The 12,718-nt window shown below is 67.8% G+C and carries 11 protein-coding genes and 1 tRNA gene; 10 read left to right on the top strand and 2 right to left on the bottom strand.

The genetic code is table 11. From position 1 onward, the window contains the following. Window positions 1–70 precede the first annotated feature (70 nt). On the top strand, window positions 71–682 hold the full coding sequence (locus tag ACFWRV_RS05365) for a TetR/AcrR family transcriptional regulator (RefSeq protein ID WP_384328484.1): 612 nt from the start codon (window positions 71–73) through the stop codon (window positions 680–682). Here the strand turns inward: ACFWRV_RS05365 and ACFWRV_RS05360 are convergent. Together ACFWRV_RS05360 and ACFWRV_RS05355 are read right to left on the bottom strand one after the other, a co-directional pair. Continuing rightward, complete coding sequence (locus ACFWRV_RS05360) at window positions 675–1,688, bottom strand: adenosine deaminase (protein WP_384328481.1); 1,014 nt, start codon at window positions 1,686–1,688, stop codon at window positions 675–677. The two genes, ACFWRV_RS05365 and ACFWRV_RS05360, sit on opposite strands and share 8 nt — an antisense overlap. Before the next feature lie 129 nt (window positions 1,689–1,817). Further along, window positions 1,818–3,044, bottom strand: coding sequence for a pyridoxal phosphate-dependent aminotransferase (locus ACFWRV_RS05355; RefSeq protein ID WP_384328479.1), 1,227 nt, complete (start codon window positions 3,042–3,044; stop codon window positions 1,818–1,820). Window positions 3,045–3,256: 212 nt separating this feature from the next. Between ACFWRV_RS05355 and ACFWRV_RS05350 the strand changes: the two genes are divergently transcribed. The 9 genes from ACFWRV_RS05350 to rpoB all read left to right on the top strand — a co-directional run bounded on the left by ACFWRV_RS05350 (window position 3,257) and on the right by rpoB (window position 12,620). After that, window positions 3,257–3,329, top strand: a tRNA-Trp gene (locus ACFWRV_RS05350). 106 nt (window positions 3,330–3,435) lie between these two features. Beyond that, on the top strand, window positions 3,436–3,723 hold the full coding sequence (secE, locus tag ACFWRV_RS05345) for a preprotein translocase subunit SecE (RefSeq protein ID WP_384328476.1): 288 nt from the start codon (window positions 3,436–3,438) through the stop codon (window positions 3,721–3,723). 73 nt (window positions 3,724–3,796) lie between these two features. After that, window positions 3,797–4,714, top strand: a complete 918-nt coding sequence (gene nusG, locus ACFWRV_RS05340) for a transcription termination/antitermination protein NusG (protein WP_384328474.1) — start codon at window positions 3,797–3,799, stop codon at window positions 4,712–4,714. Between the two features lie 176 nt (window positions 4,715–4,890). Next, complete coding sequence (gene rplK / locus ACFWRV_RS05335) at window positions 4,891–5,325, top strand: 50S ribosomal protein L11 (RefSeq protein ID WP_018550660.1); 435 nt, start codon at window positions 4,891–4,893, stop codon at window positions 5,323–5,325. An 80-nt stretch (window positions 5,326–5,405) separates the two neighbouring features. After that, the gene (gene rplA / locus ACFWRV_RS05330; RefSeq protein ID WP_384328471.1) at window positions 5,406–6,128 is read left to right on the top strand and encodes a 50S ribosomal protein L1; all 723 of its coding nucleotides are present in this window, start codon (window positions 5,406–5,408) and stop codon (window positions 6,126–6,128) included. Window positions 6,129–6,298: 170 nt separating this feature from the next. After that, complete coding sequence (locus ACFWRV_RS05325) at window positions 6,299–7,216, top strand: hypothetical protein (RefSeq protein ID WP_384328468.1); 918 nt, start codon at window positions 6,299–6,301, stop codon at window positions 7,214–7,216. A 273-nt stretch (window positions 7,217–7,489) separates the two neighbouring features. Further along, window positions 7,490–8,047, top strand: a complete 558-nt coding sequence (rplJ, locus tag ACFWRV_RS05320; protein WP_007445921.1) for a 50S ribosomal protein L10 — start codon at window positions 7,490–7,492, stop codon at window positions 8,045–8,047. 84 nt (window positions 8,048–8,131) lie between these two features. Then, window positions 8,132–8,515 (top strand): 50S ribosomal protein L7/L12, encoded by a 384-nt coding sequence (rplL, locus tag ACFWRV_RS05315; RefSeq protein ID WP_007445920.1) that lies wholly within the window; start codon window positions 8,132–8,134, stop codon window positions 8,513–8,515. A gap of 619 nt (window positions 8,516–9,134) precedes the next feature. Beyond that, entirely contained in the window at window positions 9,135–12,620 is a 3,486-nt protein-coding gene (gene rpoB / locus ACFWRV_RS05310) for a DNA-directed RNA polymerase subunit beta (protein ID WP_384328464.1), read from the top strand. The last annotated feature ends 98 nt before the right edge of the window (window positions 12,621–12,718 follow it).

Here is a 12,718-nt window from a genome sequence, read left to right as displayed (position 1 = left end):
CACTAACCCCTAGGGTGAGTGAACTTCCACCCGGTCGTCAAGATTCCGGGTCAGGCCCGTTGGAGCACGCATGGACCAGAAGCCCGCCCGCGTCCGGATCGTCGACGCGGCGCACGAGCTGATGCTCTCCATCGGCCTCGCCCGGACCACCACCAAGGAGATCGCCAGGGCGGCCGGCTGCTCGGAGGCGGCGCTCTACAAGTACTTCTCCGGCAAGGAGGACCTCTTCGTCACCGTCCTCGCGGAGCGGCTGCCCCGGCTCGGAAACCTGCTCGGCGAACTGAGCGCCGGCGAGGGCACCGTCGAGGGCAACCTCACCGAGATCGCCCGGCTGGCCGCCCTGTTCTACGAGCAGACCTTCCCCATGGCCGCGTCCCTGTACGCCGAACCCCAGCTCAAGCGCCGGCACGAGGAGGGAGTGGGAGGGCTCGAAGCCGGGCCCCACCTGCCGATCCGGCAACTCGACGCCTATCTGCGCGCCGAACAGGACGCGGGCCGCATCCGGGCCGGCGCGGACACCTACGCCGCCGCCTCCCTGCTGCTGGGCGCCTGCGCCCAACGGGCCTTCGCCTACTCCGCGCTCCCCGGCGGCACGCCCCCGCAGCCCCTGGACGACTTCGCCGCCTCCCTCGCCCGCACGCTGCTGGGCGGCATCGCCCCGGAGCCGTCCGGGCTCAGCTAGCCAGCCAGTCGTCGATCCCGGACAGCAGCTTCTCCCGTACGTCCACGGGGGCCGCCGAGCCGCGCACCGACTGCCGGGCCAGCTCGGCCAGCTCCTCGTCGGTGAAGCCGTGGTGGCGGCGCGCCAGCTCGTACTGGGCGGCCAGTCGCGACCCGAACAGCAGCGGGTCATCCGCCCCCAGCGCCATCGGCACGCCCGCGTCGAACAAAGTGCGCAGGGGGACGTCGGCCGGCTTCTCGTAGACGCCGAGCGCCACGTTGGACGACGGGCAGACCTCGCAGGTGATCCCGCGCTCGGCGAGCCTGCGCAGCAGCCGGGGGTCCTCGGCGGCCCGGACGCCATGGCCGATCCGCGAGGCGTCCAGATCGTCGAGGCAGTCGCGCACGCTGGAGGGCCCCGCCAGCTCCCCGCCGTGCGGGGCCGCCAGCAGACCGCCCTCGCGGGCGATGGCGAAGGCCCGGTCGAAGTCGCGGGCCATCCCGCGCCGCTCGTCGTTGGAGAGCCCGAAGCCGACGACGCCCCGGTCCGCGTACCGCACGGCGAGCCGGGCCAGGGTGCGGGCGTCCAGCGGGTGCTTCATCCGGTTGGCGGCGATCACCACGCGCATGTCCAGACCGGTGTCCCGAGCGGCGCTGTCCACGGCGTCCAGGATGATCTCGATCGCCGGGATCAGCCCGCCGAGCAGCGGGGCGTACGAGGTCGGGTCGACCTGGATCTCCAGCCAGCCGGAGCCGTCCGCGACGTCTTCCTGGGCGCTCTCGCGCACCAGACGGTGAATGTCCTCCGGGGACCGCAGGCAGGACCGGGCGATGTCGTAGAGCCGCTGGAAACGGAACCAGCCGCGCTCATCGGTCGCCCGCAGTTTCGGTGGCTCGCCGCCGGTCAGGGCGTCGGGGAGATGGACCCCGTACTTGTCGGCGAGTTCGAGCAGGGTGGTGGGCCGCATCGACCCGGTGAAGTGCAGGTGCAGGTGGGCCTTGGGCAACAGACGTACATCACGCTCCATCGGAAGATCCTGCCGCACGGGCGGGCCGGAGCGGTAGCCGCTTTCCCCTTCCGGGGGTGGCTCGAACAAAAAAAGCGCCCCCGGCCGGTGGAGGTTTCCGGCGGCCGGGGGCACTGAGGTGCGGGGGTCTCAGGCCTTGGCCTCGCCCAGCAGCTTCTGGATCCGCGAGACGCCCTCGATCAGGTCGTCGTCGCCCAGGGCGTACGAAAGGCGCAGGTAACCGGGGGTGCCGAAGGCCTCTCCGGGCACCACGGCGACCTCGGCCTCGTCCAGGATCAGGGCGGCCAGCTCGACCGTGGTGGCCGGGCGCTTGCCGCGGATCTCCTTGCCGAGCAGGTCCTTCACCGCCGGGTAGGCGTAGAACGCGCCCTCGGGCTCCGGGCAGAACACGCCGTCGATCTCGTTGAGCATCCGCACGATGAGGCCGCGGCGGCGGTCGAAGGCGGTGCGCATCTCGGCGACGGCCTCCAGCGGGCCGGAGACGGCCGCGAGCGCGGCGACCTGGGCGACGTTGGAGACGTTGGAGGTGGCGTGCGACTGGAGGTTGGTCGCGGCCTTGACGACGTCCTTCGGGCCGATGATCCAGCCCACGCGCCAGCCGGTCATCGCGTACGTCTTGGCGACGCCGTTGACGACGATGCACTTGTCGCGCAGCTCGGGCACGATCGCCGGGAGCGAGGTGAAGGTCGCGTCGCCGTAGACGAGGTGCTCGTAGATCTCGTCGGTCATGACCCACAGGCCGTGCTCGACCGCCCAGCGGCCGATCGCCTCGGCGTCGGCCTCGCTGTAGACCGCGCCGGTCGGGTTGGACGGCGAGACGAACAGGACGACCTTGGTCTTCTCCGTGCGCGCGGCCTCCAGCTGCTCGACGGAGACCCGGTAGCCGGTGGTCTCGTCGGCGACGACCTCGACCGGGACACCGCCGGCGAGCCGGATCGACTCGGGGTAGGTGGTCCAGTACGGGGCGGGGACGATGACCTCGTCGCCCGGGTCGAGGATCGCGGCGAAGGCCTCGTAGATGGCCTGCTTGCCGCCGTTGGTCACCAGGATCTGGCTCGCGTCGACCTCGTAGCCGGAGTCGCGCAGCGTCTTCTCTGCGATGGCGGCCTTGAGCTCGGGGAGCCCGCCTGCGGGGGTGTAGCGGTGGTACTTCGGGTTGCGGCACGCCTCGACCGCGGCGTCGACGATGTAGTCGGGCGTCGGGAAGTCGGGCTCGCCGGCCCCGAAGCCGATCACCGGACGCCCGGCGGCCTTGAGAGCCTTGGCCTTGGCGTCGACGGCGAGGGTCGCGGACTCGGAGATCGCACCGATGCGGGCGGAAACCCGGCGCTCGGACGGTGAAGTTGCAGCGCTCATGGCCCCATGTTCCCAGACCGTGAAAGCCGTCGGCACAGGGGTTTCAGGGACCGGACAGGACCCGGACAGCATCCGGACAGGACCGGTCGGTAGTTGTCTGTTCGACGCGACGGCCCTGAGCACGTACACTCACCTGTCGTTGGCCTTCACCAGCCGCACCGTTCCTGCACCCGGTCACCGGGGAAGATGCGGTAGGTTGGTGGAAACCACCAAGGGTCGTAGCTCAATTGGTAGAGCACTGGTCTCCAAAACCAGCGGTTGGGGGTTCAAGTCCCTCCGGCCCTGCTACACACTCCTTCGCCAGGATGTGTGCGCATGTACGTACTTCATTGCACAGCCGTGCGGCTCCACCGGGCGCGGCACGGCCACGACCCGGAATCAGGTGAGTAGCGTGACGGACGCCGTGGGCTCCATCGACATGCCTGATGCTGAGGATGAAGCTCCCGAGTCGAAGAGGAAGTCTCGGAAGGGCGGCAAGCGCGGCAAGAAGGGCCCTCTGGGCCGGCTCGCGCTGTTCTACCGCCAGATCGTCGCCGAACTCCGTAAGGTTGTCTGGCCGACGCGTAGCCAGCTGACGACGTACACCTCCGTGGTGATCGTGTTCGTCGTCGTCATGATCGGTCTTGTTACCGTTCTCGACCTGGGCTTCGCCCGGGTCATCAAGTACGTCTTCGGCTGATCCCGCGGAAGGCGTCCGACCCGACGCCCCTTTCGCACGTTCCACCCTTTGTATCCAGGAAGAAGCAGCCATCGTGTCTGACCCGAACCTGAACGACGCCGTCGAGCCCGAGGCTGGCGCCTTCGAGTCCGCCAAGGACGAGCTCGACATCGTTGAGGCTGCTGACTCCGTGGACCCGGACCAGGCCGAGGCCGCCGATCTCGCCGCGGGCGAGCCCGCCGAGCAGGCCGCCGTGAGCGTCGAGTCCGACGAAGACGCAGCCGCCGCCGACGCCGTCGAGGAAGAGGCTGCCGAGGCGGTCGAGGCCGACGACGAGAGCGCCGACGAGGACGACGAGAGCGCCGACGAGGAAGAGGCCGAGCCGGCCGCCCCCGTCGACCCCGTCGCCGCGCTGCGCGAAGAGCTCCGCACCCTCCCCGGCGAGTGGTACGTCATCCACACGTACGCCGGTTACGAGAAGCGCGTGAAGGCCAACCTGGAGCAGCGCGCCGTCTCGCTGAACGTGGAGGAGTTCATCTATCAGGCCGAGGTGCCTGAAGAGGAAATCGTCCAGATCAAGAACGGCGAGCGCAAGAACGTCCGGCAGAACAAGCTCCCCGGCTACGTGCTGGTGCGCATGGACCTGACGAACGAGTCCTGGGGCGTCGTGCGGAACACGCCGGGCGTCACCGGCTTCGTGGGCAACGCCTACGACCCGTACCCGCTGACCCTGGACGAGATCGTCAAGATGCTCGCCCCGGAGGCCGAGGAGAAGGCGGCCCGCGAGGCCGCCGAGGCCGAGGGCAAGCCGGCTCCGTCCCGCAAGGTCGAGGTCCAGGTGCTGGACTTCGAGGTCGGCGACTCGGTCACCGTCACCGACGGCCCGTTCGCCACGCTGCAGGCCACGATCAACGAGATCAACGCCGACTCGAAGAAGGTCAAGGGCCTCGTCGAGATCTTCGGCCGCGAGACCCCGGTGGAGCTCAGCTTCGACCAGATCCAGAAGAACTAGCGCTTCCCGCCGGTTTCTGGACACATGCCTACCCAGCAGGTCAGAGGGGCTTCGCAGCCGCTCTGACCTGCTGGGTTTTTGGTCGCACAGCTATACCCGTTATCGTTGTGCGGTATGCCTCCATCCGGATGACCGGAATCGGCGGCGAAACACTCTCATAGGACCCGGAGAGAGCAATGCCTCCCAAGAAGAAGAAGGTCACGGGGCTTATCAAGCTCCAGATCAACGCCGGTGCGGCGAACCCGGCCCCGCCGGTCGGCCCCGCGCTCGGTCAGCACGGCGTCAACATCATGGAGTTCTGCAAGGCCTACAACGCCGCGACCGAGTCGCAGCGTGGCATGGTCGTGCCGGTGGAGATCACGGTCTACGAGGACCGCTCCTTCACCTTCATCACGAAGACTCCGCCGGCCGCCAAGCTGATCCTCAAGGCCGCGGGTGTGGACAAGGGCTCCGGCGAGCCGCACAAGACCAAGGTCGCCAAGCTGACGGCCGACCAGGTCCGCGAGATCGCCACGACGAAGCTCCCCGACCTGAACGCCAATGACCTCGACGCCGCGTCGAAGATCATTGCCGGCACCGCCCGTTCCATGGGCATCACGGTCGAAGGCTGATTCAGCCCCGTAACCCCCAGTGGTAGGACCAAGCGCTGGTCCGCACCACGACTCCACACTCTGAAACCACAGGAGTAGAAGTGAAGCGCAGCAAGAACCTCCGCGCTGCGGACGCCAAGATCGACCGGGAGCGCAACTACGCCCCGCTCGAGGCCGTCCGTATCGCCAAGGACACCGCCTCCACGAAGTTCGACGGCACCGTCGAGGTCGCCTTCTGCCTGGGTGTCGACCCGCGCAAGGCCGACCAGATGGTCCGCGGCACCGTGAACCTCCCGCACGGCACCGGCAAGACCGCCCGGGTCCTGGTCTTCGCGACCGGTGACCGTGCTGCGGCCGCGGAAGCCGCCGGAGCCGACATCGTCGGCGCCGACGAGCTCATCGACGAGGTGGCGAAGGGCCGTCTGGACTTCGACGCCGTCGTCGCGACCCCGGACCTCATGGGCAAGGTCGGCCGCCTGGGCCGCGTGCTCGGTCCGCGTGGTCTGATGCCGAACCCGAAGACCGGCACCGTCACCCCCGATGTCGTGAAGGCTGTCAACGACATCAAGGGCGGCAAGATCGAGTTCCGCGTCGACAAGCACTCGAACCTGCACTTCATCATCGGCAAGACCTCGTTCGACGAGACCAAGCTGGTGGAGAACTACGCGGCGGCGCTGGACGAGATCCTGCGTCTGAAGCCGTCCGCCGCCAAGGGCCGCTACATCAAGAAGGCCACCCTGGCCACCACGATGGGCCCCGGCATCCCGCTGGACGCCAACCGCACCCGCAACCTCCTCGTCGAGGAGGACCCGGCCTCCGTCTGAGCCCTCGTGCTCACCCGGTAGCCGTGTCGTACGCGTGCTCTGTGTGAACGGGCCCCGCAACCTTTCGAGGTGCGGGGCCCGTCCTCGTATCCGTAACGCTCCTGTCTGTCAGTGCCCGGTGGCACGGTGATGCGGGGGACGAAAGCCGATACGAGGGGTGGACCGACAGCATGAGGACGAGCACGGCACGACGGATGGGCACGGCTCTGGCGGCCGCGGCGGCGCTGACGTCGTTAGCCGCCTGCAGCGGCTCCGGCGGCTCGGCGGACTCCGGCGACTCCGGCACGGGCAAGGCGGGCGCCGTCGGCAAGGCGAGCCCCGTCGCCGCGCTGAAGCAGGTGCAGCAGAAGTCCGGCGGCGCCCAGTCCGCGAAGGTCGAGGGCACCAGCGAGATGGGCAGCGCCGTCTCCATGAAGCAGTCCGGGGTCATCGGCTGGGCCGACGGCCTCTCCGGCGCGCTGACCATCACCTACACCGGCGGCACCATGGGCGAGGCCCTGAAGCAGGCCGGCGGCGACGGATCGGTCCAGGCGCGCTACTTCCAGGACGCGTACTACGCCAACATGGGCGCCGGCATGGCGGCCAACACCGGCGGCAAGAACTGGATCCGGTACTCCTACAAGGACCTCGCCGAGCTGGGCGGGGCCTCCGGCGACGTCATGCAGGACCAGATCCGGAACAGCACCCCCGACCAGGGGGTGAAGGCGCTCCTGGCCTCCGGCGACGTCGAGAAGGTCGGCCAGGAGGACGTCCGCGGGGTCTCCGCGACGCACTACTCCGGCACGGTCGACGTGGCCGACCTGACCGCGAAGAACAGCGACCTCGACGCGAAGCAGCTCGCCGAGTTCAAGGAGCAGCTGGCGCTGGCCGGGGTGACCACCCAGACCGTCGACATCTGGGTCGACGAGAACGACCTGCTGGTGAAGAAGACCGAGCGCGGCGAGATGAAGACCGGCGAGTTCAGCTCGACGCTCTTCTACAGCGGCTACGGCACCGAGGTCCCCTCCGACAGGCCGGCGGCCTCCGACACCGTGGACTTCAAGGAGCTGCTGAAGCAGGGCGGCACTACCCCGGGCGGCGCTTCCTGACACCTCCCGCACGGGACGAACAGGGACGGATTTGCCCGTCGCCCATCCGGTCGCGTACTCTCACCAGGAAGCCAAAGACCGCTGGTCGTCGCTGTGCCTCGCAAGAGGGACGGTGACCGAAGGTTCCGCTAGATCGGACGACCTGCGCAGGTGACTGTGGAACGCTCCCGGACTCTGTCCGGTCGAGCCGCGCCCTGGCACTTGTGCTGGGGCGTTTCGTCTTTCCCGGCCCCTTCTGAGCGGTCCTCATCACCCGGAAGGAGGCCGACGCTCATGGCAAGGCCCGACAAGGCTGCCGCGGTAGCCGAGCTGACGGACCAGTTCCGCAGCTCGAACGCCGCCGTGCTGACCGAGTACCGGGGTCTCACCGTGGCTCAGCTCAAGGAGCTGCGCCGTTCGCTCGGTGAGAACGCCCAGTACGCCGTGGTGAAGAACACGCTGACCAAGATTGCGGCCAACGAGGCCGGGATCGACACGCTGGACGACCTGTTCTCGGGTCCGACGGCGGTTGCCTTCGTCACCGGTGACCCGGTGGAGTCGGCGAAGGGTCTTCGTGACTTCGCCAAGGACAACCCCAACCTCATCATCAAGGGCGGTGTCCTTGACGGTAAGGCGCTGTCCGCCGATGAGATCAAGAAGCTCGCGGACCTCGAGTCCCGCGAGGTTCTGCTCTCCAAGCTGGCCGGTGCTTTCAAGGGCAAGCAGACTCAGGCTGCGCAGCTCTTCCAGGCACTGCCGTCGAAGTTCGTCCGCACCGCGGAAGCGCTTCGCGCCAAGAAGGAAGAGCAGGGCGGTGCCGGTACTCCGGCTCCCGCCGAGGCCGCCGAGTAATTTCGCTCAGCGGTCCAGCGGGCTCCACGTACGCCCGCCGACATATACATCCGGCACCTGCCGAATAGTGGAAGGACGCCTATCATGGCGAAGCTGTCCCAGGACGACCTGCTCGCGCAGTTCGAAGGCATGACCCTCATCGAGCTCTCCGAGTTCGTCAAGGCCTTCGAGGAGAAGTTCGACGTCACCGCCGCCGCGGCCGTCGCCGTCGCCGGTCCCGCCGCGGGCGGCGCCCCGGCCGAGGCCGAGGCCGAGCAGGACGAGTTCGACGTCATCCTCACCGGTGCCGGCGAGAAGAAGATCCAGGTCATCAAGGTCGTGCGTGAGCTGACCTCGCTGGGTCTCAAGGAGGCCAAGGACCTCGTCGACGGCACCCCGAAGCCGGTCCTCGAGAAGGTCGCCAAGGAGGCCGCCGAGAAGGCTGCCGAGTCCCTCAAGGCCGCCGGCGCTTCCGTCGAGGTCAAGTAACACCTCGGGAGTCCTCCGGACTCCCTGGGCACGTCAGGTGCCCGCGCCAAGGGCGATCACCCATTCGGGTGGTCGCCCTTCGGCGTGCCCGGGGCGGGTGCCTTGCTCTTCCGCCGACGACGAGTAGGGTGATCTTCGCCGTGCGCCTCTCGCGGGTCCCTCAGGGGCGTCCCGCGGGCTTCCCGGGGGTGGCCGGTGAAGGCCCCTGGCGGGTCCGATCGGACCTGCGGGCCTTGACGAACCGGACGCGGCGCGCAATTCTCAGGACGCGTCATCACTTCGATCCGTATCCGAGGCATGGATCGAGAGTGAAGAGGGCAGTAAAGAAGAGCGCACTTCGCGCGAGGGCTAGACATAGGTGTTGAGAACAGCTGTTGAGAGCAACGTGGGTCTCTGAGAACCCCGACTGGACATCAGTGTGCCGCTTGGCTACACTGACCCTTTGCGCTGCCTGTTAGCTGCCTCCTGCCCGTCACCAGGGGCATGCCCACGCTGAAGCACCGATGGCCGACCCCCTCCGACCTGGTCGTTTTGCGACCGATTCGGAACGGTCTGTCTTTGTGTCCAGAATGGGACCGGTACGCGCGTAGTGAGTCCGAGCCCTCGGAAGGACCCCCTCTTGGCCGCCTCGCGCAACGCCTCGACCGCGAATACGAACAACGGTGCCAGCACCGCCCCGCTGCGCATCTCTTTTGCAAAGATCAAGGAGCCCCTCGAGGTTCCGAACCTCCTCGCGCTGCAGACCGAGAGCTTTGACTGGCTCCTGGGCAACGCCGCCTGGAAGGCTCGCGTCGAGGCTGCTCTGGACAGTGGACAAGACGTCCCCACCAAGTCCGGCCTGGAGGAGATCTTCGAGGAGATCTCACCGATCGAGGACTTCTCCGGGTCGATGTCGCTTACGTTCCGCGACCACCGCTTCGAGCCCCCGAAGAACTCGATCGACGAGTGCAAGGAGCGCGACTTCACGTTCGCCGCGCCGCTCTTCGTCACGGCCGAGTTCACCAACAACGAGACCGGCGAGATCAAGTCCCAGACGGTCTTCATGGGCGATTTCCCGCTCATGACCAACAAGGGCACCTTCGTCATCAACGGCACCGAGCGTGTCGTCGTGTCGCAGCTGGTCCGCTCGCCGGGTGTCTACTTCGACTCCTCCATCGACAAGACGTCCGACAAGGACATCTTCTCCGCCAAGATCATCCCCTCCCGGGGCGCCTGGCTGGAGATGGAGATCGACAAGCGCGACATGGTCGGTGTCCGCATCGACCGCAAGCGCAAGCAGTCCGTCACCGTCCTCCTCAAGGCTCTCGGCTGGACCACCGAGCAGATCCTCGAAGAGTTCGGCGAGTACGAGTCGATGCGCGCCACCCTGGAGAAGGACCACACCCAGGGCCAGGACGACGCACTGCTCGACATCTACCGCAAGCTGCGTCCGGGCGAGCCGCCGACCCGCGAGGCCGCTCAGACGCTGCTCGAGAACCTCTACTTCAACCCGAAGCGCTACGACCTCGCGAAGGTCGGCCGCTACAAGGTGAACAAGAAGCTCGGCGCCGATGAGCCGCTGGACGCCGGGGTGCTCACCACCGACGACGTCATCGCGACCATCAAGTACCTGGTCAAGCTGCACGCCGGCGAGACCGAGACGACCGGTGAGTCGGGTCGCGAGATCGTCGTCGAGACCGACGACATCGACCACTTCGGCAACCGTCGTCTGCGCAACGTCGGCGAGCTCATCCAGAACCAGGTCCGTACGGGCCTGGCGCGGATGGAGCGCGTCGTGCGTGAGCGCATGACCACCCAGGACGTCGAGGCGATCACGCCGCAGACCCTGATCAACATCCGGCCGGTCGTCGCCTCCATCAAGGAGTTCTTCGGCACCAGCCAGCTGTCGCAGTTCATGGACCAGAACAACCCGCTGTCGGGTCTCACCCACAAGCGCCGTCTGTCGGCTCTTGGCCCGGGTGGTCTCTCCCGTGAGCGGGCCGGCTTCGAGGTCCGAGACGTGCACCCGTCCCACTACGGACGCATGTGCCCGATCGAGACCCCCGAAGGCCCGAACATCGGTCTGATCGGTTCGCTCGCGTCGTTCGGCCGCGTCAACGCGTTCGGCTTCATCGAGACGCCGTACCGCAAGGTCGTCGACGGCCAGGTCACCGACGACGTCGACTACATCACGGCCGACGAGGAGGACCGCTTCGTCATCGCCCAGGCGAACGCCGTGCTCTCCGACGAGCTGCGCTTCACCGAGCCCCGCGTCCTGGTCCGCCGTCGTGGCGGGGAGGTCGACTACGTGCCCGGCACGGAGGTCGACTACATGGACGTCTCGCCGCGCCAGATGGTGTCCGTCGCCACCGCGATGATCCCCTTCCTGGAGCACGACGACGCCAACCGCGCCCTCATGGGGGCGAACATGATGCGTCAGGCGGTGCCGCTCATCAAGTCCGAGGCCCCGCTCGTGGGCACCGGCATGGAGTACCGCTGCGCCACCGACGCCGGCGACGTCCTCAAGGCCGAGAAGGACGGTGTGGTCCAGGAGGTCTCCGCGGACTACATCACCGTCACGAACGACGACGGCACGTACACCACGTACCGCATCGCCAAGTTCATGCGCTCCAACCAGGGCACCTCGGTCAACCAGAAGGTCGTCGTCTCCGAGGGCGACCGGATCGTCGCCGACCAGGTGCTCGCCGACGGACCGGCCACCGAGAACGGTGAGATGGCCCTCGGCAAGAACCTGCTCGTGGCGTTCATGCCGTGGGAGGGTCACAACTACGAGGACGCGATCATCCTGTCGCAGCGCCTCGTGCAGGACGACGTCCTCTCCTCGATTCACATCGAGGAGCACGAGGTCGACGCCCGTGACACCAAGCTCGGCCCCGAGGAGATCACCCGGGACATCCCGAACGTCTCCGAAGAGGTCCTCGCCGACCTCGACGAGCGCGGCATCATCCGGATCGGCGCCGAGGTCGTCGCCGGCGACATCCTCGTCGGCAAGGTCACGCCCAAGGGCGAGACCGAGCTGACCCCCGAGGAGCGCCTGCTCCGCGCGATCTTCGGCGAGAAGGCGCGCGAGGTGCGCGACACCTCGCTGAAGGTGCCGCACGGTGAGATCGGCAAGGTCATCGGCGTCCGCGTCTTCGACCGCGAAGAGGGCGACGAGCTGCCGCCGGGCGTGAACCAGCTGGTCCGCGTCTACGTCGCGCAGAAGCGCAAGATCACCGATGGTGACAAGCTCGCCGGCCGTCACGGCAACAAGGGCGTCATCTCCAAGATCCTGCCGATCGAGGACATGCCGTTCCTGGAGGACGGCACCCCGGTCGACATCATCCTCAACCCGCTGGGTGTCCCGTCCCGAATGAACCCGGGACAGGTCCTGGAGATCCACCTCGGCTGGCTCGCCAGCCGCGGCTGGGACGTCTCCGGCCTCGGTGACGAGTGGGCCCAGCGCCTGCAGGTCATCGGCGCCGACCAGGTCGCACCCGGCACCAACGTCGCCACGCCCGTCTTCGACGGTGCGCGCGAGGACGAGATCACCGGCCTCTTCAAGGCCACGATCCCCAACCGCGACGGCGACCGGCTGGTCCAGCCCTCCGGCAAGGCCCAGCTCTACGACGGCCGCTCCGGCGAGCCGTTCCCGGACCCGGTCTCGGTCGGGTTCATGTACATCCTCAAGCTGCACCACCTGGTCGACGACAAGCTCCACGCGCGTTCGACCGGCCCGTACTCCATGATCACCCAGCAGCCGCTGGGTGGTAAGGCACAGTTCGGTGGTCAGCGCTTCGGTGAGATGGAGGTGTGGGCCCTTGAGGCTTACGGCGCCGCGTACGCCCTCCAGGAGCTCCTGACGATCAAGTCCGACGACGTGACCGGCCGCGTGAAGGTCTACGAAGCCATCGTCAAGGGCGAGAACATCCCCGAGCCCGGCATTCCCGAGTCCTTCAAGGTGCTCATCAAGGAAATGCAGTCGCTCTGCCTCAACGTGGAGGTGCTGTCCTCGGACGGCATGTCCATCGAGATGCGCGACACGGACGAGGACGTCTTCCGTGCTGCGGAGGAACTCGGTATCGACCTGTCCCGGCGCGAGCCGAGCAGCGTCGAAGAGGTCTGACGGGCCGGGCGGGCGCGCGCAGGCCCACGCGGCGGGCGCCCCCCCGGCGCGTGTCGGCCATAGTTATGTGTAGCACCGCAGGCAGGGCGTTGGGAGGG

This window comes from Streptomyces sp. NPDC058576 (genome assembly GCF_042718715.1).
Taxonomy (GTDB): Bacteria; Actinomycetota; Actinomycetes; order Streptomycetales; family Streptomycetaceae; genus Streptomyces.
The sequence above is the reverse complement of the archived record's forward strand: the minus strand, read 5'-3'. Positions and strand labels throughout refer to the sequence as shown.

What these genes read in the sequence shown, in the direction of transcription:
- ACFWRV_RS05325 (WP_384328468.1), top strand. Translation starts at nt 6,299, where the DNA reads ATGAGGACGAGCACGGCACGACGGATGGGCACGGCTCTGGCGGCCGCG.
- rplJ (WP_007445921.1), top strand. Translation starts at nt 7,490, where the DNA reads ATGGCAAGGCCCGACAAGGCTGCCGCGGTAGCCGAGCTGACGGACCAG.
- ACFWRV_RS05365 (WP_384328484.1), top strand. Translation starts at nt 71, where the DNA reads ATGGACCAGAAGCCCGCCCGCGTCCGGATCGTCGACGCGGCGCACGAG.
- rplK (WP_018550660.1), top strand. Translation starts at nt 4,891, where the DNA reads ATGCCTCCCAAGAAGAAGAAGGTCACGGGGCTTATCAAGCTCCAGATC.
- rplL (WP_007445920.1), top strand. Translation starts at nt 8,132, where the DNA reads ATGGCGAAGCTGTCCCAGGACGACCTGCTCGCGCAGTTCGAAGGCATG.
- ACFWRV_RS05360 (WP_384328481.1), bottom strand. Translation starts at nt 1,688, where the DNA reads ATGGAGCGTGATGTACGTCTGTTGCCCAAGGCCCACCTGCACCTGCAC.
- ACFWRV_RS05355 (WP_384328479.1), bottom strand. Translation starts at nt 3,044, where the DNA reads ATGAGCGCTGCAACTTCACCGTCCGAGCGCCGGGTTTCCGCCCGCATC.